The organism is Pseudomonas entomophila (assembly GCF_029478665.1).
In the GTDB taxonomy this organism is placed as follows: Bacteria; Pseudomonadota; Gammaproteobacteria; order Pseudomonadales; family Pseudomonadaceae; genus Aquipseudomonas; species Aquipseudomonas entomophila_F.
The window spans coordinates 1-22080 of record NZ_JARPQB010000067.1 but is presented as its reverse complement, the minus strand read 5'-3'; the positions used below and the strand labels follow the sequence as shown (position 1 = coordinate 22080).

Here is a 22080-nt window from a genome sequence, read left to right as displayed (position 1 = left end):
TGTGGGGTTTCCCCATGTGAGAGTAGGTCATCGTCAAGATTCAATTCCGAAGCCCCTGATCGCGATGCGGTCAGGGGCTTTGTCTTTTCCGATCCGTAGAAGCTGTAGCTCCTGATTGGGCAAGACTTCCGTAGGAGCGGCTTTAGCCGCGATCACCCGCGAAGCGGGTGCCAGGCACCGCGTTGTTCGCATCGCGGCTAAAGCCGCTCCTACAAATTTCCAGCAGGCACAAAAAAGCCGCTCCAGGGGGAGCGGCTTTTTTGTTACGGGTAAATCAGCTCAGCAGGTTCTTCACATTCCCCATGGCCTCATCGGCAAACCCCTGGAGAAACGCCTGGAAGCCCGGCAACGCCTCGGGGCCGCCCTCCCAAGGCTCGGCCTGGATGGTCCAGGTCGCGCGGCTGTGGTTGGCATCGATCACTTGCACCTCCATCGCCGCCCACAGGTTACCGATGTTCAGGCTGGTGTAGATCAGGCTCCAGGTCATGTGCATGGCCTGCTCGTCGCGTGAGTTGAGTTGCTCGATGACCACGTTGCCGTCCTTGAACAGCTTCTTGCGCACCGAACGTACACCGCTGCCAGTCATGTCGATGTGCGCGAGCGCGGGGATGAACACCGGGAACCCCGCGAAGTTGCCGACGATGTTCCACACGGCGGTGGCGGGTGCGGTGATTTCCACGCTGGAGACCACCTCGCAACCTTCAGGGTTGCGGATCAGGGTATCGGGTTTGAGTGCTTGCATGCTGTGTTGCTCCTGTTGTGTGGAAATGCGATCAGATGAAGCCGATGTCGGCCAGGTACCGGCAGCCGCGGCGCAGCAGCTCGGGGTTCTTGCTGGGGTAATGGGCGCCCATGCGCCGTACCCCGTCACGGGCGTTGGCATGGGCGATCCCGGAGATGTCGCCGATGTCTTCCTCGAAACCGTCCAGGTAGAAGCCCAGGACGTCGTACAGCGCGTTGTCGCGGTCGACCCGGCGCAACTGGCGCTGCCACTGCTCGATGCTGACCAGCTCGAAGGCATGGCCCTGTTCACGGAACGAGGCCAGGTAGTCACGCCAGCGCAGTGGCTCGGGGTTGTGCAGGTTGAACACGCATTGCCCGGCCTGGTGGCGGCTGCTGTGGAAAGCGATGAAGCGCGAGAGGAAGTCCACCGGCATCAGGTCGAAGTCGATCTCCAGGCCAGGTACCTGCCCCAGTTGCAGCGAACCCTTGAGCATCAGCATCAGGCGATTGCGCTGGGGCTGGCAGGCGCCGGTACGGCTGTCGAAGGTGATGTTCCCCGGGCGGAACAGGTTGACCCACACCCCCTGCGCGCGGGCACGGCTGAGGATGCGTTCGCCGATCCACTTGCTCAGGTTGTAGCCGTTGCGAATGTAGATCGGCGGGGTGCTCGCCGGGTCGTCTTCCAGTACCTGGCCATGGCTGCCCACGGCACTGCAGGCGGAGAGGGTGGAGACGAAGTTGAAGATCTTCTTGCGCCGGCCCTCGCACAGGCGCAGGCACTCGAACAACGGCTCGATGTTGTCGGCGGCCAGTACCTGGTAATCGAGCACGTGGTTGACCTGCGCGGCGTTGTGCAGCAATGCGCCGTAAGATTCATCCAGGTAGTCATAGTCGGTCTCTGCCAGGCCCAGGCGCGGCTTGCGCAAGTCGGCCTCGAATACCCTGATGCGCGACAGGTCGAGGGTGATGTGGTTGTCATGCAGCGACTGGGCGAAGCGCTCGGCGGCACTCACACCTTCGGCACTACGTACCAGGCAGGCCACCTCGGTCGCTCCCCAGTCCAGCAATGCCTCGACCAGATGCACGCCAAGGAAGCTGTTAGCCCCGGTGACGATCACCTTGTGCACATCACCCAGGCGCTCAACTGGCAGCACCTGGAGACCGAGGTCGCGATTGGCATCCTGCTCAAGGCGCTCCAGTGTGTGCTGTTGCGCGGTGTCGTCGCCATCGAGCAACGCCCCCAACCGCTGCAGGGTCGGTTGTTCGATGAAGCGATTGATCGCCACGCCCTGGCCGAAGCCTTCACGCACCGCCAGCAGCAACCGCGACAGCAGGATCGAATGGCCGCCGAGGTTGAAGAAGCTGTCATCGATGGAAATGTCTGCTTCCGGCAGTTCCAGCAGTTCGCTCCACAGGCCACGCAAGCGATGTTCGGTGGCGGTGCCCGGTTGCAGGCGCTGGCTGCTGGGCAAGGCCAGTGGCCGCTGCGACAGCGCCTGGCGATCCACCTTGCCATTGGCGGTGTAGGGCATCTGCTCCAGTTCCTGATAGAACATCGGGCGCATGTAGTCGGGCAGGTGCTGCTCGGCGTGCGCGCGCAGTTGCTGTTCGGCATCTGCGCCGTGGCCATGGGCGACGAACGCAAGCACGCGGCGCTGGGCATCGATCACGACCGCCACCTGGGCGAACAACTGGCTGTCACGCAGGCAGTGTTCGATCTCTTCCGGCTCAACGCGAAAGCCGCGGATCTTCACCTGGTTGTCACGTCGACCGCACAACTCGATGCCCTGGGGGGTCCACTTGCCGATATCGCCCGTGCGGTAGGCATGCAGCGTGCGGCCATCGGGCAGGCGCAGCTCGACGAAGCGTTCGGCGGTCAGGGCCGGGTTGTTCAGGTAGCCGAGCCCGACGCCAGGGCCGCTGATGTAAAGCTCACCCGCAACCTGCTGCGTGACCGGCCGCAGGTCTTCGTCGAGGATCAGCACCTGGGTGTTGGCGATGGGCAGGCCGAGGTTGCGGTTGCTGTCGCCGCTGGCAAACACCCGGGTAGTTGCCAGCACGCTGGTTTCGGTCGGGCCGTAGATGTTGTGCATCCGGCATTGCCGGGACAGCCGGGCAATGACTTCCGGTTCGCAGACATCGCCGCCAGTGACCAGATGCTCAAGGCCCAGCGGCATATCGCGCGGGAGGATGCTCAACAATGCCGGCGGCAGGAACGCGTGGCTGACGTCCTGGCTGTGGATAAGTCGCGCCAGCTGTTGCGGGTCACGGCGCTGGTCTTCGCTGGGTAGCACCAGTTCGGCACCGCAGGCGAAGGTGGGCAGGATATCCAGCAGGGAAGCGTCGAAGCCGATGGTGGAGAACTGCAGCACCCGGCTGTGTCGGTCCAGTGCCACGTGTTCGCGGTACCAGGCCATGAAGTGCGCCAGGTTGCCCTGGCTGAGCAACACGCCCTTGGGCAGGCCTGTGGTACCGGAGGTGTAGATCGCCACGCAGGCCTGGCCGGCGCAGGCCGGACGCACTGCCAGCGAGGGCAGCTGGGTGTCCTCGGCCTCTGGCAGCGCGCTTACATCCAGAAGCTGGATATCCACACCCCCCTGGCCGTCATGCAGCAGCACGCAGGCATTGGCGTCCATCAGGATGCGCTGGCGGCGTTCAGCCGGGGATGCCGGGTCCAGGGGTAGGTAGATGGCCGAGCAGCCCAGGATCGCCAGCAAGCTGGCATAGAGTTCGGGCGATTTGGCCATGCACACGGCGACCACCGGAGGGTGCTCGCCGGACGATGGCAACAACGGTAGCAGTGCACGCTGGATCGCGACCGTGCGGGCGTGCAGCTGGTGATAGCTGTAGCACTGACCGTCGCGATTCATGGCCGAGCGTTCGGCATGTTCGCGCAGGCTGTGCTCCAGTTGCCCGATCAAGCCGGTCTCGGCCTGTTCCAGGAGGTCGGCGCGCAGCGTGCGATTGAACGGATGCCGGTAGGCCAGCGCCTCCAGCCAGTCCAGGCTGTGCTCGCGCTCCTGCACGCCGGGGCTGACCGCGGGTGCCTCTTGCAGGTACTGCGGGTTGCGGGCGTAGCGGGTGACTTGCAGGGCGAGCAGGTCATTCAGGGCCTGTAGGGTGTCCTCACGCAGCTGCTGGCCGTTGCCGGAAGCTGGCGACGGCACGGGCAGGCGTTCGATCAGCCGTTGGGCGCTGGCACTGCCGCACCAGCACAGGGTTTCGAGGCGTGGCAGGGTTTCGGCGAAGCTGGCTCCCAGGCGCAGCCTCAGCAGGGGTGTCGCGTCCAGCGATTGCCAGTCGCTGCTGTTCAGCACCAGGCTGCCGTCCTCCACCACCAGGTGGGGGTGGGTGTTCAGTTGTCGGCGCAAGGTATCGGCGTCGTTGGCGATGGTGATGCCATGGCCGTGTTCGTCGAGTTGCTGGGCCAACTGCCCCAGGGCGGGGCTGTGGCCCACCAGGAGTATGTCGAGGCGTCTCATCAGGGTGTCCTCAGGGCAGGTAGTCGCGCAGGGCCTGCTGTACGCAGGCCGACTCAAGCATCGAACTGGCACGGAAGAAGCGCAGGATGTTGCCCAGCAACGGATGTTGGTGGTTGATCGGGTAGGCCAGCCCCTGAGCTTCTTCGCGCAAGGCCTGGCGTAGCGTCTCGCTCACCGGCAGCGCGGCGATCAGGGCGAAGTCGAAGGCTTGCTGGATGTCGTTGGTCAGGTACTGGCGCAGGAACACTGGCAGCACCTCGGCGATCGCCTGGCGGTCGGCTTCGCTTGCCGCCTGCCAGTAGATCCGTGTCAGGCGTGCCCAGAAGCTCGAGTGACGGCCCTCATCGAGCAGGTGGTCGGCCATCAGCCCTTTCACCGAGGGCTTGACCGAGTCGTCGCGGGCGAACGCCGCCACATCGTCGGTCAGGGTGTTCTCGGCAATGCCCACGCAGATCAGCTCCACGGCATCGCGCAGGTCCTCGGGTACCTGCACCAGGGCCGCCGGGATGGCCCGGCTGAGCTCAATCTCCTGGGGCAGGGCGATCGGTTCGACACCGGTCAGGGCAATGGTCTGCTGCAGGAAGTCCATGGCCACCAGGGCGTGGTAGTCCTCATCCACCACCACGGTCATGGCGTCGTAACGGCAGGCGAACGGGAAGCGCACGGCGAAGCGGTCCTTGGCGATACGCCGCGCGGTCCGGTCGACGATCTCGGTCTCGAAGATCACCACGTCGTTGATGAACTTGTAGAGGCTCTGCACCAATACAAAATCGCGTAGCTGCGGACACTCGCGCTGGAAGGTGGCACCAAGCACCAAGGGCTGGCGGCTGAGCGGGTAGATCAGCCGCTGGTCGTCTTCGACCAGGCGCCGGGGCCGGGTGCGGATGGTGGCGCGCTCTTCCCAGGCCTCGGCGAAGGAGCGGTATTCATGGGCGTTCATGGGGTGACCTCGGCGACAGGAGTTTGCAGCGAGGCGCGCAGGCGGTCCCACAAGGCCATGCGGCTGTCCACCGCGGCGATGGCGGCGGCGTAGACGTCTTCCTGGCGTACCGGGTCGTGATCGACCAGGCGTGCCAGCAACTGCTCGGCGGCTGGGCCGTGGTCCTCGGAGTCGACCTCGATATGCCGCTGCAGGTAGTAGCGGAAGGTGGGTGCCTGCTCGCTGCCGATACCCCATTCGTCGAGGATCTGCTGGAACATCATCGGGATGACGCTTTCACGGCCGTGCAGGAAGGCGGCGGCGACGCGGTGCGCGGGGGCGTCCAGGGCGACTTCGAGGGTGTCGCGCACGAAGTGCTGGGCCGCTTCGCTGGCTCCGGCGCGAGCCAGTGAGCTCAGCGCATCGGCGCCCTGTTGCTGAAGGCTGATGAAGCGTTCGATCGCCTGGGTGCAGGCGCCGACCTCGCGCATGGCGTCCAGGTACAGCTCGAAGTGGCTGTAGTGGCCGTGGTCGAGGCGGTCGTCGGATTCCTCGCCCAGCACGATCTCGTTGATCAGGCGAGCAGCGGCCGGGTCTGCCGGGGGCAGCCAGGGCAGGCTGACGCAGGTCAGTTCCTGTTGCAGGCGCTTGGTCAGCGACATGAAGTCCCAGACGGCGAAAACGTGGGTTTCCATGAATCGGCGCAGGGTGTCGAGCGAGTCGATCTCGGAAAACAGCGGGTGCCGGGAAAGTGCGATCTTCTTGGCGGAAAGTGTGCTCTTCAATGTGCTCATGATGATGTCCGTTGTGGGTGTTTTGGGAATTGTTATTTCACTGCGAGTTATTCGACTTGCCATATTCGAGGTGCACGAAGCCCTCGAACAGAAAATCGATATTGATGAACCTGCAGAGGCCAGGTGGCGTGGCGTTTCAGGGCTGCCTGCGCCTGGCGATATAAAAGTTAGAACAACTTCAAAGTTATCGGCAAATGTTTTTTTAGTTATTTTGATTTCGTAATTAATGCGGGCAAGCAGTGGCCATATAAAACTTCCTGGTAAGTTTTATTTTGGCAATAAGTGCCCCTTCCGATAATTAACTATCAGAAAAGAATACGATGGAGTGAATGCCTCACTCGGAGCACTGATAAACGGGGTCAGGGGAGGTTTGACTGTTCAGGGGCGGCTGATCGCTTGCGGTCCTTGCCCCGGTACCGCGCTCCTTCTTCTGGTGGATAAAGTGCGGCCGACCAGGCCCGTCGGGTGATCAGCGGTCGGCGCGGGGTCTAGAGTGTGCCCAAATGCTGGCACTGTCATGGCTTGCGGCAGCCATGACAACGCAAACGGATGTTTCCGGAGGGGTGAGCGTGCTCGGCTACAGGCTGAGCAGGCCGAGGTGGGTGTTGATGATGCGCACCAGGCGCTGGTTGAGCAGAGAGGTGTCGACCGATTGCGCGGGCAGCTCGATCAGCTCAAGGCCCTGGCGGGCAAGGCTGTGCCAGCCGAGCATGGCCGGCAGCGAGCCGGGGAGGTACAGCACGGTCATCGGTACCTGGATGGCCAGGTGGGTGGTGATGTCCAGGCGAGGGGTGGGGCTGTCATAAGTGGAAACAAAGAGATGGCGGGTCTGCCCGGGATGATGGTTCTGCGCCAACTGTGTCAGTGCCACCGCCACATGGGCGCCAAGCCCCTGGCCGAAGATGGCATGGGGTTGGGCGAGGTAGGGCTGGAGTTTGTCGAGCAGCGCACGGGCGAGGGGGCAGGGGGGCTCTGCGGGGTCGAATTCATCCAGTCGGACAGAGGGAGGGACATCAGCGGCAATCAGTTCGATGGGATCGCACAGGGTCTGGGCCCAGGTGCGGTACTGCATGAGCTGCTGTCGATCGTAGGCCAGGCAGATCAGGCGGATCCGGGCAGGTTGTTCGATTGTAGTTCCCTGTAGCGTCTGCACGTGCACTGGCGTTCCTTATGCCGGATGACGTTCCTTGCCGACACAGCCACGACCGTGGCTGCGGGGTGTCACTGATCGGCTGTCGACTGTCGGTCGAGGTACTTCCTGATGGTGCGGGCGGCATTGTTCAGGTGGGCTTCGAGCAACCTGACGGCATCATCCACCAGTTTGTCGCTGGCCGCATCCACCAGGGCGATATGGTCGTCCTGTGTCAGCTTGCCCAGCCCCATCGACGACAGGTGGAAGCGCAGGAAGCGCTCCTCTTCGTTGAGTTCGATCTCGATCATGCGCAGCAGCTTCTGGTTGTGCGCCTTGCTGTAGAGGGCCATGTGGAACAGGCGGTTGAGGCGGCCGATCTCGGCGTGACGGGTTTCGTTTTCCAGCTGCTGGATATAACCACGGGCCTGGGCAATGTCATTGGCATCGAGCAGGGGGATCGATTGACGCAGGGCCTCGGTCTCGAGGATGACACGCAACGCGTAGGTGTCGACTGCGTCCTCGCCGATCAGCGGCGCGACCACGGCGCCTTTGTGCATGACCACCTGCAACAGCGATTGCGCTTCGAGCTGGCGCAGGGCTTCGCGTACCGGCATGCGGCTGACGCCAAAGAGGCTGGCCAGCTCCTGTTGGCGCAGGGCGGTGCCTGGAGGTAGACGGCCGTCGAGGATGGCACTGCGCAGGCGCTCTTCGATGACGCTGCGGGCGAGGTGCGGCGGAACTTGCTCGCTGCCCAGAATGGCGCTCAGGAGTTTGGGTTTCTCAGCCACGCGGGTTCAGCCTCGGCAACATGAAGATTGGATCCAATAACCCTAGTGAGGGATGGGGCCGCTTGTCAAACGGCAAGTGGATGCGGGCCTGCGCCCGTTCATCGAACGGGGATATCGTGAAGGAAGTCGGCTGCCAAGGGAAGCTGCGGGCGTCCTTGCATGGCCTTTGTGGAGCAGGTTTGCCGACGGCTGGCAGCATGATCGCAAGGTGCCATTGTCTTTTGCACCGCCAGCCCGCACCATCGCTGCTTTCGAATGATCTGAACAGGTGTTCGCAGTGGCGATACCTTGGGCTCTCAATACCACCCTGCGCCGCTTCGGTCTCGCCGTGCTGCTTGGCTGCCTGTTGCTGGGCGGCACGCAGGCGGATTGGGACTTTTCCCAGATCAGCCGCCGTGCCCAGGCGCTCTATGGGCCGCTGGGCGAGGGTCAGAAGCGTATCGATGCCTGGCAGCAGTTGCTCGCTACGCAGAAGCAAGGCAGCGAGCAGGAGCAGTTACAGGTGGTCAACCGCTTCTTCAACCAGCAGTTGCGCTATGTCGAGGATATCGACCTATGGCATGAGGTCGACTACTGGGCCACGCCGGTGCAGTCGCTGATCAAGGGGGCGGGGGACTGCGAGGACTACGCCATCGCCAAGTACTTCAGCCTGCGGCGCATGGGCATCCCGGCCGAGAAGCTGCGCATCACCTACGTCAAGGCCCTGCGCCAGAACCGTGCGCACATGGTCCTGACCTATTATTCAAGCCCACAGGCTCAGCCCCTGGTGCTCGACAGCTTGATGGACGCGATCAAGCCCGCCAGCCAGCGCACCGACCTGTTGCCGGTGTACGCCTTCAATGGCGAGGGCCTGTGGCTGACCGGCGCCGCTGGCAACAAGAAAGTCGGCGACACCAAGCGCTTGTCGCGTTGGCAGGATCTGCTGCAGAAAATGCAGGCCGAAGGGTTCCCGGCCGAACCGGTTTACTGAAGGAGCACAGATGTCACTGTTCAAACAATTGCTGCTAGCCATTTGCCTGTTCCTGGTGGTCGCCTTCAGTGGCAGCTTCATGGTCAGCCTGGAGAGTTCGCGTAGCCAGTACGTCAACCAGCTGCGCTCCCACGCCCAGGACGCGGCCACCGCGCTGGCGCTGTCGCTTACACCCAACATCGACGACCCGGCGATGGTCGAGCTGATGGTCAGCTCGATCTTCGACAGTGGCTACTACACCAGCATCAAGGTCATCGACCTGGGCTCCAATGCCGTGCTGGTCGAGCGCCATGCCGAGCCTGATAGTGGTGGCGTGCCGGGCTGGTTCATCCACCTGATCGGCCTGGAACCGGCCGGGGGCGACGCGATCGTCAGCCGGGGCTGGCAGCAGGCGGCGCGGGTCGAGGTGATCAGCCACCCGATGTTCGCCCTGGCCAAGCTCTGGCAAAGCGCCCTGGGCAGCCTTGGCTGGCTGCTGCTGTGCGGCGCGGTGAGCGCGGTGCTCGGTGCGCTGCTGCTGCGCCGGCAGTTGCGGCCGCTGGACTACATGGTGGCGCAGTCCCATGCGATTGCCCGCCGCGAGTTCCTCAGCCTGCCCGAGTTGCCACGCACGCCGGAACTGCGCCGGGTGGTGCAGGCGATGAACCAGATGGTCGAGAAGCTCAAGGCGCTGTTCACCGAACAGGCCGAGCGCAGCGAGAAGCTGCGCACCGAATCCTACCAGGACAGCCTCACGGGCCTGGCCAACCGCCGTTATTTCGAGATGCAGCTCAATGCGCGGGTCAGCAACCTGGAGGAGGCGCGTGCTGGTTACTTGCTGCTGCTGCGGGTCCAGGACCTGGCCGGTCTCAATGCGCGCCTGGGCGGCCAGCGCACCGACCAGTTGCTGCAGGCGGTGGGTGAGCAACTGCGCCGCACCTGCGGCAACTACCCGGAAACCAACGACCTGATCACCCGTAGCCGCGGTGGTGAGTTCGCCGTGCTGGCGCCGGGCATGGTCCACGACGAAGCGATCCAACTGGCCCAGGCCCTGGCCACGACCTTGCAGAGCCTGCACGAAACGGGTGCCAGCGATGTCGACCCGGTGGCCTGTATTGGCCTGGCGCCTTACAGCCCGGGCGATGCTCCCCAGGATTTGCTCAAGCTCGCCGACGAGGCGCTGGCCCGTGCCGAGAGCCAGCCGCAGCCGGGATGGGTATGCATGGAGCAGGGGGGCGCGGCCGATGCCGCGGACAGTCACCATGCCTGGCACACCCGCCTTGACCAGGCACTGGCCAAGGGGCAGTTCGAGTTGTTCTTCCAGCCGGTGGTGGATAGCCGGGCGACAGACCGGGTGCTGCACTACAAGGTCATCTCACGCTTGCACGACGAGCAGGGCGAGGCTCTGGCGGCGGGCCGTTTCCTGCCCTGGCTCGAGCGTTTCGGCTGGATGGCGCGGCTGGACCTGCTGGTGCTGGAGAAGGTACTCAAGCACCTGCAGGGGCACGGTGAGTCGCTGGCGCTGAACCTGTCGGCCGCGACCCTGGCCGACCCCAAGGCGTTGCAGCGGGTCTTCGAGCTGCTGGGCCAGTACCGCGCCATCGGCCCGCGCCTGACCTTCGAAATCGGCGAGGAGCAGTTACCTGAACAGTCGATGCTCGAACAACTTACCCGGCGCCTGCGCGGGCTGGGCTTCAGCCTGGCGCTGCAGCGTTTCGGTGGCCGCTTCAGCATGATCGGCAACCTGGCGCACCTGGGCCTGGCCTACCTGAAGATCGATGGTGGTTATATCCGCAATATCGACCATGAGCGGCACAAGCGGCTGTTCATCGAAGCCATCCAGCGGGCGGCGCACAGCATCGACCTGCCGTTGATCGCCGAGCGGGTGGAGACGGAAGGGGAGTTGAAGGTGCTGCGCGAGATGGGTGTGCAGGGGATCCAGGGGCAATTGGTGGGTGAGCCTGCGCCTTGGCGTTGAGCCTGTTCGCTCTGTGTAGGAGCGGCTTCAGCCGCGATCACCCGCGAAGCGGGTGCCGGACACCGCGATGCCTGCATCGCGGCTGAAGCCGCTCCTACAGCGAACGGGGCTGCTCAGATCAACCCGCCTTCCTCTTCTTCCTCGATCAGGTTGTTCAAGCCGCCCAGCGCCTTGCGCGCGGTGGAGCGGTTGAGCAGCTTGGCCTGGGCGCCGGGCGGCAGGTCGGTGATGCTGAACACGCCCTTGGCCGTCAGCACTTCGATCAGGTCCTCGAGCACCCGGATCATGTCCAGGTCGCTCTGCTTGAGCTGCTTGAGGCTGTTCTCGACAACGTCGTCGGCGAACCATTCCTGGATCTCGGCATTGTCTGCCGGGACCATGTCGGTAAAACCGTCAAACGCGGCGGCTTCCACCCGCAGCAACTGGCCCTCGGCGTCGCGTTGCACGTAGAACATGGCGGCGTCCCTCGTCACGATGAATCCTTTTTGGTAGTCAGCAGCATAGGCAAAGTTCGCCGGGCATGTAAGCCCGGCGCACGAGTATGCGCGTGAAGGGATGGCTGGGAAAGCCCGCGCCCCCGACGGTGGCCCTTGCGGGCCGCCGTAGAGAGGCAGGGATCAGCTGTTGGAGTTGTCGATCTTGATGGTCGGGTCGGCACCGCTGATCAACGAGTTGATCGTGGTGTTCGACCAGTTGACGCCTTCGAGCTTGATGGTCACGTCGGCATTGGCCAGGCCGCCGGCGGCATTGAGCTTGCCTTCGGTGCTGACCTGCAGGGTCGACTCGCCATTGACCGTGGTGAGCTTCAGGAAGTTGTCGATGGTGCTGGCGCGCTCGCCCTGGAGCAGGTCGCTCAGGTCGAGGCGGTCACCTTCACTGGCCTTGAAGTCCTTGATCACGTCGTTGCCCAGGTCGCCGGCCTTCCACACGAAGGTGTCGGCGCCGCTGCCACCGGTCATGATGTCGTCGCCCTTGCCGCCGATGAGCAGGTCGTTGCCGGCACCACCGAACAGCAGGTCGTTGCCTTCGCCGCCGAGCAGGGTGTCGTTGCCGGTACCCCCGAGCAGGATGTCGTTGCCCTTGCCACCGTCGATGTAGTCGTTGCCACCCTGGCCGAAGATGATGTCGTTGCCGTTGCCACCCAGCAGGGTGTCGGCACCGTCATTGCTGCGCGAGACATCGAACTCGGTGTAGTGCTCGTTGATGTACTTGTGCATCGTCCGGGCATCCACATCGCCCGCGTCGACGCCCAGCTTGCCGGCGACGAACGCCTGGATCGCCTCGACACCCGTGCCGGCGATACCGTCGAAGGTGACCAGGTCGCCGAAGATGATGTCGTTGCCATCGCCGCCATTGACCGTGTCGTTGCCCGGCTGGGTGACTTCGGTGTGGCCGAGGATGGCTTCGGCCAGCTTGCTCGGGTCGATGTTGGTCTGTGGCGTGCCGTCGGAGTCGAACGGTTTCAGGTCGCTGGTGTTCACACCATTGTTGAGGCCGATCGCCTCGACGTTGGACAGGCCCGACAGCAAGGTGAAGCTGCTCAGCGAGTTGTTCCAGGTGGCATCGTCGGTGTAGCTGCCACGGCCTGCCTGGTAAGACAGTTCGTAGGTGCCGTTGCCTTCCGGGTGAATCTCGCCGGAGACGCCGTACTTCCAGTTCCTGCCGCTGATGTACTGCACCTGCAGGTTGCCGGCATTGTCGATGCTGACGTAGTTGGTCCTGCTGCTGTCGATGAAGTCGTTGAACGCCATGCCTGGCTTGTAGTTGATCGAGGCCAGGAAGGTATCCAGGGTGATGCCCGAGGTACCCAGTGTCGGGTTGCTGTTCTCGCCCGCCTGGTAGAACGTCGGCTTGCCGTCGGTGATGAAGAACGTCTGGTTGCTGCCGGTGTTGCCGCCGTCCTTGAGGTTCTGGAACCAGTTGGCGGTGGTCTTGAACGCATCTTCGTAGTTGGTGCCGCCATTGGCGTTGAGGGTGTTCAGGGCACTGAGCAGCTTCTGCAGGCCGGCATCGTTCAGGGTTACCGAAACGCTGCTCTTGACCTGGCTGGCGAAGTCCACCAGGAGGATGTTCACGGTGCCCGACTGGTCGCCCTTGACGCTGGCGGCCAGGGTCTTGAACACCGACTCGAGGGATTTCTTCGCCGCATCGACGCCCGACGAGCCCATGCTGCCGGAGGTGTCGACGATGAAGGCGAGGTTGTAGTTCTGCCCGGGTACCACGTGCAGCCCGCTGACGTCCGCCACCACCACGTCGTTGCCGTCGGTGCCGGTGATGTTGTCGCTGTCCGAGGACAGGTTGCTGGTGCTGTAGGTCTGCGGGTAGACCGTGACCTTGATGGTGCCCTCGGTGGTGGCGGTGCTGCCGCCGACGCTCTCGGTGGAAGTCGAGCTGACCTTCACGTCGAACTGGCCGTAGTAGTAGGCCGGCGGCTTGATGGTCAGGCTGCCCAGGTTCCAGCCGGTGACGTCCACCGCGGACGCGCCGACGGTGACGGTGTGGCCAGCGTTGTCGGCGATCACCGAGCCTGCCGGGATGCCACTGAGCTTGATGCTGAGGCTCTCGGAGCCGTCGGTGTCGGTCAGGTTGGTGCTGATGCCCACCAGCTTGACCGGCGCGCCGTTCTCGCTGCCTTCGTTGAGCTTGTAGCCGTCGTAGTAGCCCTGGCCGTTGCTGCCGTGCAGGTCGGAGACGGTGACGCCGGCGTTGGCCAGGTCCTTGACGCTCGGGTACATCGGGATGTTCGAGCTGTTCAGGTCCATCGCCGTGCCATTGTTGACCCGGATGTTGACGTCCAGGCTGCCTGGGCCGGCCTGGTTGGCGTTGTAGATCTCCAGGGTGTAGTAACCGCTGGTGGTCGGGGTGAAGCTGCCGGAGATGGCGCCGCTGCCCGAGCCCCAGATGCCGCTGGCGACGTTCTTGCCGCCGACCACGATCTGCAGGCTGTCATCGGCGGTGCCGGTGAAGGCGTAGGTCTTGCCGGCTTCCAGGTAGATCAGGCCGGAAGTCTTCGAGCCGCTGCCCGGGGTGACGTTGCTGGTCGAGTCGACGCCGCTGACCGTCTCGGTCTTGCTGGCATTGCCGGAGTTGGCGAACACGTTCTTCAGCGTCTCGCCGGAGATGCCGTTGCCGTTGCTGCCCAGGCCGGTGAGGCTGTTCCAGGTTTCCTTGACCAGGCCGATCGAGTTGACGTTGTTGTTGCCGATGTTCAGGTCGGGCTTGTCGGCTACCGGCCGGATATCGACCTTCATGGTCGCTTCGCCGCCCAGGTTGGTGCCGTCGTTGGGCTTGTACTTGATCTGCGCGTAGTCGGCCTGTTTGTTGCCCACGCCGGTGCCGCCATAGCCGTCGATGCCCGACTGGTTGGCCAGTGGCACGAACTTGAGCTTGCCGGCGGCGATGTCGGCCTGGCTGATGTTCTGGTTCAGCGCGACGTCGACCCACGCGGTGCCGTTGAAGAACTTCAGGCTGCCAAGGTCCGGCAGCTTGCTGATGGTCACCGACAGGCCGGTGTTGCCATCGGCGTCGGTGACGTTGAAGTCGCCCCAACCGAACACGTAGTCGGTGTCTTCGTTGCCGGTCACGGCGCCGCCGGTCGACACCGGCACGTGGTCGTTGTCGAGGATGGTGGTGGTGACGCTGGACTTGCTGGCATCGACCTGCAGGTTCTCGAAGTTGCCGCCGCTGACGCCGCTGATCTTGACCGTGAAGTTCTCCGAGCCTTCGACGAGCTGGTCGTCGATGGTCTTGATGTCGAAGGTCGTGCCGTTGCTGTTGGCCGGGATCTTGACGGTGACCACGCCGGTGAAGTCCTGGCCGTTGGTGGCGGTGCCACTGTAGGTCAGGGTGACGGTCACTTCGCTCTTCGAGGTGTTGCTCAGGGTCAGGGTGTAGTGGGCGGTGTCGCCTTCGGTCACCGACGTGTCGCCGCTGATGCCCACGGTGGTCAGGTCGCCCTGGCCGCTTGGCTCGTCGGTGACGCTGGTGGTGACGGTGTTGCTGCCCAGGGTCAGTTTCTCGAAGTTGTCGCCACCGGCGACCGATTCGATCTTGTTGACGATGTTCGGCTGGCCACCGACGTACACATCATCCTTGGCGGTGATGGTGAAGGTGCCGCTGGCGCTGCCGGCTGGCACGGTGACCTTGGTGCCGTCGGACAGGGTGAAGGTCAGGCCGTTGTGGCCGGTGACCGACAGGCCCTGGGCGTTGGTCAGGGTCACGGTATAGGTGACCTGGCCGCCTTCGGTGACGGTGGTCTTGTCCGCCGTCAGGGTGGCCACGACTTCGCTGGTGGTGTCGCTGATCTGCACGGTGGCCGCGCCGCCGAGCTCCAGGTTCTCGAAGGTCTTGCCGGTGACGGTGGCATTGCTGATGCCCACGGTCAGGGAGCCGGCGTCCTTGAACACGTCGTCGCCTTGGGCCGCAGCCTTGTAGATGGCCTCGGTCTGGCCGGCGACGATGGTCACCTTGGCACCGTTGGACAGAGTGACGGTCAGGTCCTGGTCAAGCTTCTGGCTGACCTTGACGGTGAACGACGGCTGCTGGTCTTCGGTGACATTGCCATTGCTGACGATGGTTACGGAAACCTTGTCGCCCTGGTTGCCGGTACCAGTGCCCGTGCCGCTGCCTGGTTCGTCGGTGACGGAAGTGGTGACGGTATTGCTGCCGAGGGTCAGTTTCTCGAAGTTGTCGCCACCGGCGACCGACTCGATCTTGTTGACGATGTTCGGCTGGCCACCGACGAACACGTCATCCTTGGCGGTGATGGTGAAGGTGCCGCTGGCGCTGCCGGCCGGAATGGTGACCTTGGTGCCGTCGGTCAGGGTGAAGGTCAGGCCATTGTGGCCGGTGACCGACAGGCCCTGCGCGTTGGTCAGAGTGACGGTGTAGGTGACCTGGCCGCCTTCGCTGACGGTGGTCTTGTCGGCGGCCAGGGTCGCGACAACCTCACTGATGGTGTCGGTGATCTGAACCGTAGCGTTGCCGCCCAGTTCCAGGTTCTCGAAGGTCTTGCCGGTGACGGTGGCATTGCTGATGCCAACGGTCAGCGAACTGCCGTCCTTGAACACGTCGTCGCCCTGGGCCGCGGCCTTGTAGATGGCCTCGGTCTGGCCGGCGACGATGGTCACCTTGGCGCCGTTGGACAGGGTCACGGTCAGGTCCTGCTCAAGCTTCTGGCTGACCTTGACGGTGAACGATGGCTGTTGGTCTTCGGTGACATTGCCATTGCTGACGATGGTGACGGAGACCTTGTCGCCCTGGTTGCCGGTACCGGTGCCCGTGCCGCTGCCTGGTTCGTCGGTGACGGAAGTGGTGACGGTGTTACTGCCCAGGGTCAGCTTCTCGAAGTTGTCGCCACCGGCGACCGACTCGATCTTGTTGACGATGCTCGGCTGGCCACCGACGAACACGTCGTCCTTGGCGGTGATGGTGAAGGTGCCGCTGGCGCTGCCGGCTGGCACGGTGACCTTGGTGCCGTCGGTGAGGGTGAAGGTCAGGCCGGTGTGGCCGGTGACCGACAGGCCCTGGGCGTTGGTCAGGGTCACGGTGTAGGTGACTTGGCCGCCTTCGCTGACAGTGGTCTTGTCGGCGGACAGGGTCGCAACGACCTCACTGATGGTGTCAGTGATTTGTACGGTAGCGCTGCCACCGAGCTCCAGGTTCTCGAAGGTCTTGCCGGTAACGCTGGCATCGGTGATGCCGACGGTCAGCGAGCTGCCGTCCTTGAACACGTCGTCGCCCTGGGCGGCTGCTTTGTACTCAATCTGGGTCTGGCCGGCCGGAATCGTGACTTTGGCGCCATTGGACAGGGTAACGGTCAGATCCTGGTCGAGCTTCTGGCTGACCTTGACGGTGAAGCTTGGCTGCTGGGCTTCATTCACGTCGCCATTGCTGACGATGGTCACGGAAACCTTGTCGCCCTGGTTGCCGGTACCGGTGCCTGTGCCGCTGCCTGGTTCGTCGGTGACGGAAGTGGTGACGGTGTTGCTGCCGAGGGTCAGTTTCTCGAAGTTGTCGCCACCGGCGACCGACTCGATCTTGTTGACGATGTTCGGCTGGCCACCGACGAACACGTCGTCCTTGGCGGTGATGGTGAAGGTGCCGCTGGCGCTGCCGGCTGGCACGGTGACCTTGGTGCCGTCGGAGAGGGTGAAGGTCAGGCCGTTGTGGCCGGTGACCGACAGGCCCTGGGCGTTGGTCAGGGTGACGGTGTAGGTGACTTGGCCGCCTTCGCTGACAGTGGTCTTGTCGGCAGACAGGGTTGCGACAACCTCACTGATGGTGTCGGTGATCTGCACGGTGGCGTTGCCGCCAAGCTCCAGATTCTCGAAGGTCTTGCCAACTACCGACGCATCGGTGATGCCGACGGTCAGCGAACTGCCGTCCTTGAACACGTCATCACCTTGGACCGCAGCCTTGTAGATAGCCTCGGTCTGGCCGGCGACGATGGTGACCTTGGCGCCATTGGACAAGGTGACGGTGAGGTCCTGGTCGAGCTTCTGGCTGACCTTGACGGTGAAGCTTGGCTGCTGGGCTTCATTCACGTCGCCATTGCTGACGATGGTCACGGAGACCTTGTCGCCCTGGTTGCCGGTGCCTGGGGTGCCGCTGCCAGGTTCATCGGTCACCGAGGTGGTGACGGTGTTACTGCCGAGGGTCAGTTTCTCGAAGTTGTCGCCACCGGCGACCGACTCGATCTTGTTGACGATGTTCGGCTGGCCACCGACGAACACGTCGTCCTTGGCGGTGATGGTGAAGGTGCCGCTGGCGCTGCCGGCCGGAATGGTGACCTTGGTGCCGTCGGAGAGGGTGAAGGTCAGGCCATTGTGGCCAGTGACCGACAGGCCCTGGGCGTTGGTCAGGGTTACGGTGTAGGTGACCTGGCCGCCTTCACTGACGGTGGTCTTGTCCGCAGACAGGGTCGCGACGACTTCGTTGGTGGTGTCGGTGATCTGTACGGTGGCCGAACCGCCGAGTTCCAGGTTCTCGAAGGTCTTGCCGGTGACGGTGGCGTCGGTGATGCCGACGGTCAGCGGACCTGCATCCTTGAAGACGTCTTCACCTTGCGCCGGCGCCTTGTATTCGACCTGGGTTTGACCAGCCGGAATGGTGACTTTGGCGCCGTTGGACAGGGTGACGGTGAGGTCCTGGTCGAGCTTCTGGCTGACCTTGACGGTGAAGCTTGGCTGCTGGGTTTCGTTCACGTCGCCATTGCCGACGATGGTGACGGAAACCTTGTCGCCCTGGTTGCCAGTACCGGTGCCTGTGCCGCTGCCTGGTTCGTCGGTGACGGAAGTGGTGACGGTGTTGCTGCCGAGAGTCAGTTTCTCGAAGTTGTCGCCACCGGCGACCGATTCGATCTTGTTGACGATGTTCGGCTGGCCACCGACGAACACGTCGTCCTTGGCGGTAATGGTGAAGGTACCCGAGGCGCTGCCGGCCGGGATGGTGACTTTGGTGCCATCGGTCAAGGTGAAGGTCAGGCCGTTGTGGCCGGTGACCGACAGGCCCTGGGCGTTGGTCAGGGTCACGGTGTAGGTGACTTGGCCGCCTTCGCTGACAGTGGTCTTGTCGGCAGACAGGGTCGCGACGACTTCACTGATGGTGTCGGTGATCTGAACCGTGGCGTTGCCGCCCAGCTCCAGGTTTTCGAAGGTCTTGCCGGTGACAGTGGCGTCAGTGATGCCGACGGTCAACGAACTACCGTCCTTGAACACGTCATCACCCTGGGCCGCCGCTTTGTACTCGACCTGGGTCTGGCCAGCCGGAATGGTGACTTTGGCACCGTTGGACAGGGTGACGGTGAGGTCCTGGTCGAGTTTCTGGCTGACTTTGACAGTGAACGATGGTTGTTGAGCTTCGTTCACATCGCCATTGCCGACGATGGTGACGGAGACCTTGTCGCCCTGGTTGCCGGTACCCGGCGTGCCGCTGCCAGGTTCGTCGGTGACGGAGGTGGTGACGGTGGTGTCGCCGAGGGTCAACTTCTCGAAGTTGTCCGCACCGCTAACCGACTCGATCTTGTTGACGATATTCGGTTGGCCACCCACGAACACGTCGTCCTTGGCGGTGATGGTGAAGGTACCCGAAGCGCTGCCGGCCGGGATGGTGACCTTGGTGCCGTCGGTGAGGGTGAAGGTCAGGCCGGTGTGGCCGGTGACCGACAAGCCCTGGGCGTTGGTCAAGGTGACGGTGTAGGTGACTTGGCCGCCTTCGCTGACGGTGGTCTTGTCCGCAGACAGGGTCGCGACCACTTCACTGATGGTGTCGGTGATCTGCACGGTGGCGCTGCCACCGAGCTCCAGGTTCTCGAAGGTCTTGCCTACAACCTCTGCGTCAGTGACCCCGACAGTCAGCGAACCGCCATCCTTGAACACGTCATCGCCTTGCGCCGATGCCTTGTACTCGACCTGGGTCTGCCCCGCTGGAATGATGACCTTGGCGCCGTTGGACAGCGTAACGGTGAGGTCCTGGTCGAGCTTCTGGCTGACCTTGACGGTGAAGCTTGGCTGCTGGGCCTCGTTCACATCGCCATTGCCGACGATGGTCACGGCGACCTTGTCGCCCTGGTTGCCGGTGCCTGGTGTGCCCGAGCCCGGTTCGTCGGTCACGGAGGTCTGTACTTCGCCCTGACCCATGGTCAGTTTCTCGAAGTTGTCGGCGCCGCTGACATTCACCAGCTTGTTGCTGATGGTGGCCTGGCCGCCCACGAAGACATCGTCCGGTGCGGTGATGGTGGCAGTGCCGGTGGCGCTACCGGCCGGGATGCTGACCTTGGTGCCGTCGGACAGGGTGAAGGTCAGGCCGTTATGGCCGGTAACCGACAGGCCCTGGGCGTTGGTCAGGGTGACGGTGTAGGTAATCTGGCCGCCTTCCGACACGGTGGTCTTGTCGGCGGTCAGGGTCGCGACAACCTCACTGACGGTGTCGGTGATCTGCACGGTGGCGCTGCCACCCAGTTCCAGATTCTCGAAAGTCTTGCCGGTGACGGTGGCATCGGTGATGCCAACGGTCAGGGAGCTGCCGTCCTTGAATACGTCATCGCCTTGAGCAGCGGCCTTGTAGATCGCTTCGGTCTGACCGGCAGTGATGACCACCTTGTCACCGTTGGACAAGGTCACGGTCAGGTCGCGGTCCAGCGGCTGGTTGACCTTCACAGTGAAGGTGGGTTGCTGGGCTTCATTCACATCGCCGTTGCTGACGATGGTGACGGCGACCTTGTCGCCTTCGTTGCCGGTGCCCGGGGTGCCGGTGCCTGGCTCGTCAGTGACGGTGGTGGTGATGGTGTTGTCGCCGAGGGTCAGCTTCTCGAAGTTGTCGCCACCGGCAACCGATTCGATCTTGTTGACGATGCTCGGCTGGCCACCGACGTACACGTCGTCCTTGGCGGTGATGGTGAAGGTGCCGCTGGCGCTGCCAGCCGGAATGCTGACTTTGGTGCCGTCGGACAGGGTGAAAGTCAGGCCGTTATGGCCGGTGACCGACAAGCCCTGGGCGTTGGTCAGGGTCACGGTGTAGGTGACCTGGCCGCCTTCCGAAACAGTGGTCTTGTCCGCGGTCAGGGTCGCGACAACCTCACTGACGGTGTCGGTGATCTGTACGGTGGCGCTGCCACCCAGCTCCAGATTCTCGAAAGTCTTGCCGGTGACAGTGGCATCAGTGATGCCAACGGTCAGCGAGCTGCCGTCCTTGAACACGTCGTCGCCTTGGGCGGCGGCCTTATAGGTGGCTTCGGTCTGGCCTGCGGTGATCACGACCTTGTCACCGTTGGACAGGGTCACGGTCAGATCACGGTCCAGCGGCTGGTTGACCTTCACAGTGAAGGTGGGTTGCTGGGCTTCATTCACATCGCCATTGCTGACGATGGTCACGGCGACCTTGTCGCCTTCGTTGCCGGTGCCTGGCGTACCGGTACCTGGCTCATCGGTGACGGTGGTGGTGATGGTGTTGTCGCCGAGGGTCAGCTTCTCGAAGTTGTCTGCGCCAGTAACCGACTCGATCTTGTTGACGATGCTCGGCTGGCCGCCGACGTACACGTCATCCTTGGCGGTGATGGTGAAGGTGCCGCTGGCGCTGCCGGCCGGGATGCTGACTTTGGTGCCATCGGACAGGGTGAAGGTCAGGCCGTTATGGCCGGTGACCGACAGGCCTTGGGCGTTGGTCAGGGTGACGTTGGACAGGGTGACAGTCAGGTCGCGGTCCAGTGGCTGGTTCACCTTGACGGTGAAGGTCGGCTGCTGGGCTTCGTTGACATCGCCGTTGCTGACGATGGTCACGGCAACCTTGTCGCCTTCGTTACCAGTGCCCGGGGTGCCGGTGCCTGGCTCGTCGGTGACGGTGGTGGTGATGGTGTTATCGCCGAGGGTCAACTTCTCGAAGTTGTCCGCGCCGGTAACCGATTCAATCTTGTTGACGATCGAAGGTTGGCCACCGACGTAGACATCATCCTTGGCGGTGATGGTGAAGGTGCCGCTGGCGCTGCCAGCCGGAATGCTGACTTTGGTGCCGTCGGACAGGGTGAAGGTCAGGCCATTGTGGCCGGTGACCGACAGGCCCTGCGCATTGGTCAGGGTGACGGTGTAGGTGACTTGGCCGCCTTCGCTGACGGTGGTCTTGTCCGCAGTCAGGGTTGCGACCACTTCACTGACGGTATCGGTGATCTGCACGGTGGCGCTGCCACCCAGCTCCAGATTCTCGAAGGTCTTGCCAACCACCGACGCATCGGTGATGCCGATGGTCAGCGGACCGGCATCCTTGAATACGTCCTCGCCCTGGGCCGGAGCCTTGTACTCGACCTGGGTCTGGCCAGCCGGAATGGTGACCTTGTCGCCATTGGACAGGGTAACGGTCAGGTCCTGGTCGAGTTTCTGGCTGACCTTGACGGTGAACGAAGGCTGCTGGGATTCGTTCACATCGCCGTTACCGACGATGGTCACGGAGACTTTGTCGCCTTCATTGCCAGTGCCCGGGGTGCCGGTGCCTGGCTCGTCGGTGACAGTGGTGGTGATGGTGTTGTCGCCGAGGGTCAGCTTCTCGAAGTTGTCCGCACCGGCAACCGATTCGATCTTGTTGACGATCGAAGGTTGGCCACCGACGAACACGTCGTCCTTGGCGGTGATGGTGAAGGTACCGCTGGCACTACCGGCCGGGATGCTGACTTTGGTGCCGTCGGACAGGGTGAAGGTCAGGCCGTTATGGCCGGTGACCGACAGGCCCTGAGCATTGGTCAGGGTGACGGTGTAGGTGACCTGGCCACCTTCGCTGACGGTGGTCTTGTCGGCGGTCAGGGTCGCGACAACCTCACTGACGGTGTC

The 22080-nt window shown here is 63.4% G+C and carries 10 protein-coding genes; 2 read left to right on the top strand and 8 right to left on the bottom strand.

All coding sequences use genetic code 11. From position 1 onward, the window contains the following. Window positions 1–274: 274 nt before the first annotated feature. The 6 genes from P5705_RS24365 to P5705_RS24340 form a co-directional block, all read right to left on the bottom strand. Window positions 275–742 carry an SRPBCC family protein gene (locus tag P5705_RS24365; RefSeq protein WP_277463446.1) on the bottom strand — a complete coding sequence of 156 codons (468 nt, stop codon included), beginning with the start codon at window positions 740–742 and terminating at the stop codon, window positions 275–277. Window positions 743–773: 31 nt separating this feature from the next. Further along, window positions 774–4205, bottom strand: a complete 3432-nt coding sequence (locus P5705_RS24360) for an amino acid adenylation domain-containing protein (protein ID WP_277463445.1) — start codon at window positions 4203–4205, stop codon at window positions 774–776. Between the two features lie 10 nt (window positions 4206–4215). Further along, on the bottom strand, window positions 4216–5145 hold the full coding sequence (locus tag P5705_RS24355) for a diiron oxygenase (protein WP_277463444.1): 930 nt from the start codon (window positions 5143–5145) through the stop codon (window positions 4216–4218). After that, entirely contained in the window at window positions 5142–5918 is a 777-nt protein-coding gene (locus tag P5705_RS24350; protein WP_277463442.1) for a DUF3050 domain-containing protein, read from the bottom strand. Before P5705_RS24350 ends, P5705_RS24355 begins: the two co-directional genes overlap by 4 nt. 577 nt (window positions 5919–6495) lie before the next feature. Continuing rightward, window positions 6496–6990 carry a hypothetical protein gene (locus tag P5705_RS24345; protein ID WP_277463440.1) on the bottom strand — a complete coding sequence of 165 codons (495 nt, stop codon included), beginning with the start codon at window positions 6988–6990 and terminating at the stop codon, window positions 6496–6498. A gap of 149 nt (window positions 6991–7139) precedes the next feature. After that, window positions 7140–7838, bottom strand: a complete 699-nt coding sequence (locus P5705_RS24340) for a GntR family transcriptional regulator (protein ID WP_277463439.1) — start codon at window positions 7836–7838, stop codon at window positions 7140–7142. Window positions 7839–8106: 268 nt separating this feature from the next. On the opposite strand from P5705_RS24340, the gene lapG reads away from it, so the two are divergent. Both lapG and lapD read left to right on the top strand, forming a co-directional pair. Beyond that, complete coding sequence (gene lapG / locus P5705_RS24335; RefSeq protein ID WP_277463437.1) at window positions 8107–8808, top strand: cysteine protease LapG; 702 nt, start codon at window positions 8107–8109, stop codon at window positions 8806–8808. Between the two features lie 10 nt (window positions 8809–8818). After that, a complete protein-coding gene (lapD, locus tag P5705_RS24330; RefSeq protein WP_277463436.1) occupies window positions 8819–10765 on the top strand; it encodes a cyclic di-GMP receptor LapD in 1947 nt (648 codons plus the stop codon). Window positions 10766–10878: 113 nt separating this feature from the next. On the opposite strand, the gene P5705_RS24325 is transcribed toward lapD, so the two are convergent. Together P5705_RS24325 and P5705_RS24320 are read right to left on the bottom strand one after the other, a co-directional pair. Continuing rightward, window positions 10879–11220: a tryptophan synthase subunit beta gene (locus P5705_RS24325; protein WP_252092428.1), complete on the bottom strand. Its 342-nt coding sequence runs from the start codon at window positions 11218–11220 to the stop codon at window positions 10879–10881. A gap of 162 nt (window positions 11221–11382) precedes the next feature. Continuing rightward, window positions 11383–22080: immunoglobulin-like domain-containing protein (locus P5705_RS24320; protein WP_277463435.1), on the bottom strand; the 10698-nt coding region annotated here is incomplete at its 5' end.

Coding starts and splice junctions, on each gene's coding strand:
- P5705_RS24360 (WP_277463445.1), bottom strand. CDS start 4,205: ATGAGACGCCTCGACATACTCCTGGTGGGCCACAGCCCCGCCCTGGGG.
- P5705_RS24350 (WP_277463442.1), bottom strand. CDS start 5,918: ATGAGCACATTGAAGAGCACACTTTCCGCCAAGAAGATCGCACTTTCC.
- P5705_RS24355 (WP_277463444.1), bottom strand. CDS start 5,145: ATGAACGCCCATGAATACCGCTCCTTCGCCGAGGCCTGGGAAGAGCGC.
- P5705_RS24345 (WP_277463440.1), bottom strand. CDS start 6,990: ATGCAGTACCGCACCTGGGCCCAGACCCTGTGCGATCCCATCGAACTG.
- P5705_RS24325 (WP_252092428.1), bottom strand. CDS start 11,220: ATGTTCTACGTGCAACGCGACGCCGAGGGCCAGTTGCTGCGGGTGGAA.
- P5705_RS24365 (WP_277463446.1), bottom strand. CDS start 742: ATGCAAGCACTCAAACCCGATACCCTGATCCGCAACCCTGAAGGTTGC.
- lapD (WP_277463436.1), top strand. CDS start 8,819: ATGTCACTGTTCAAACAATTGCTGCTAGCCATTTGCCTGTTCCTGGTG.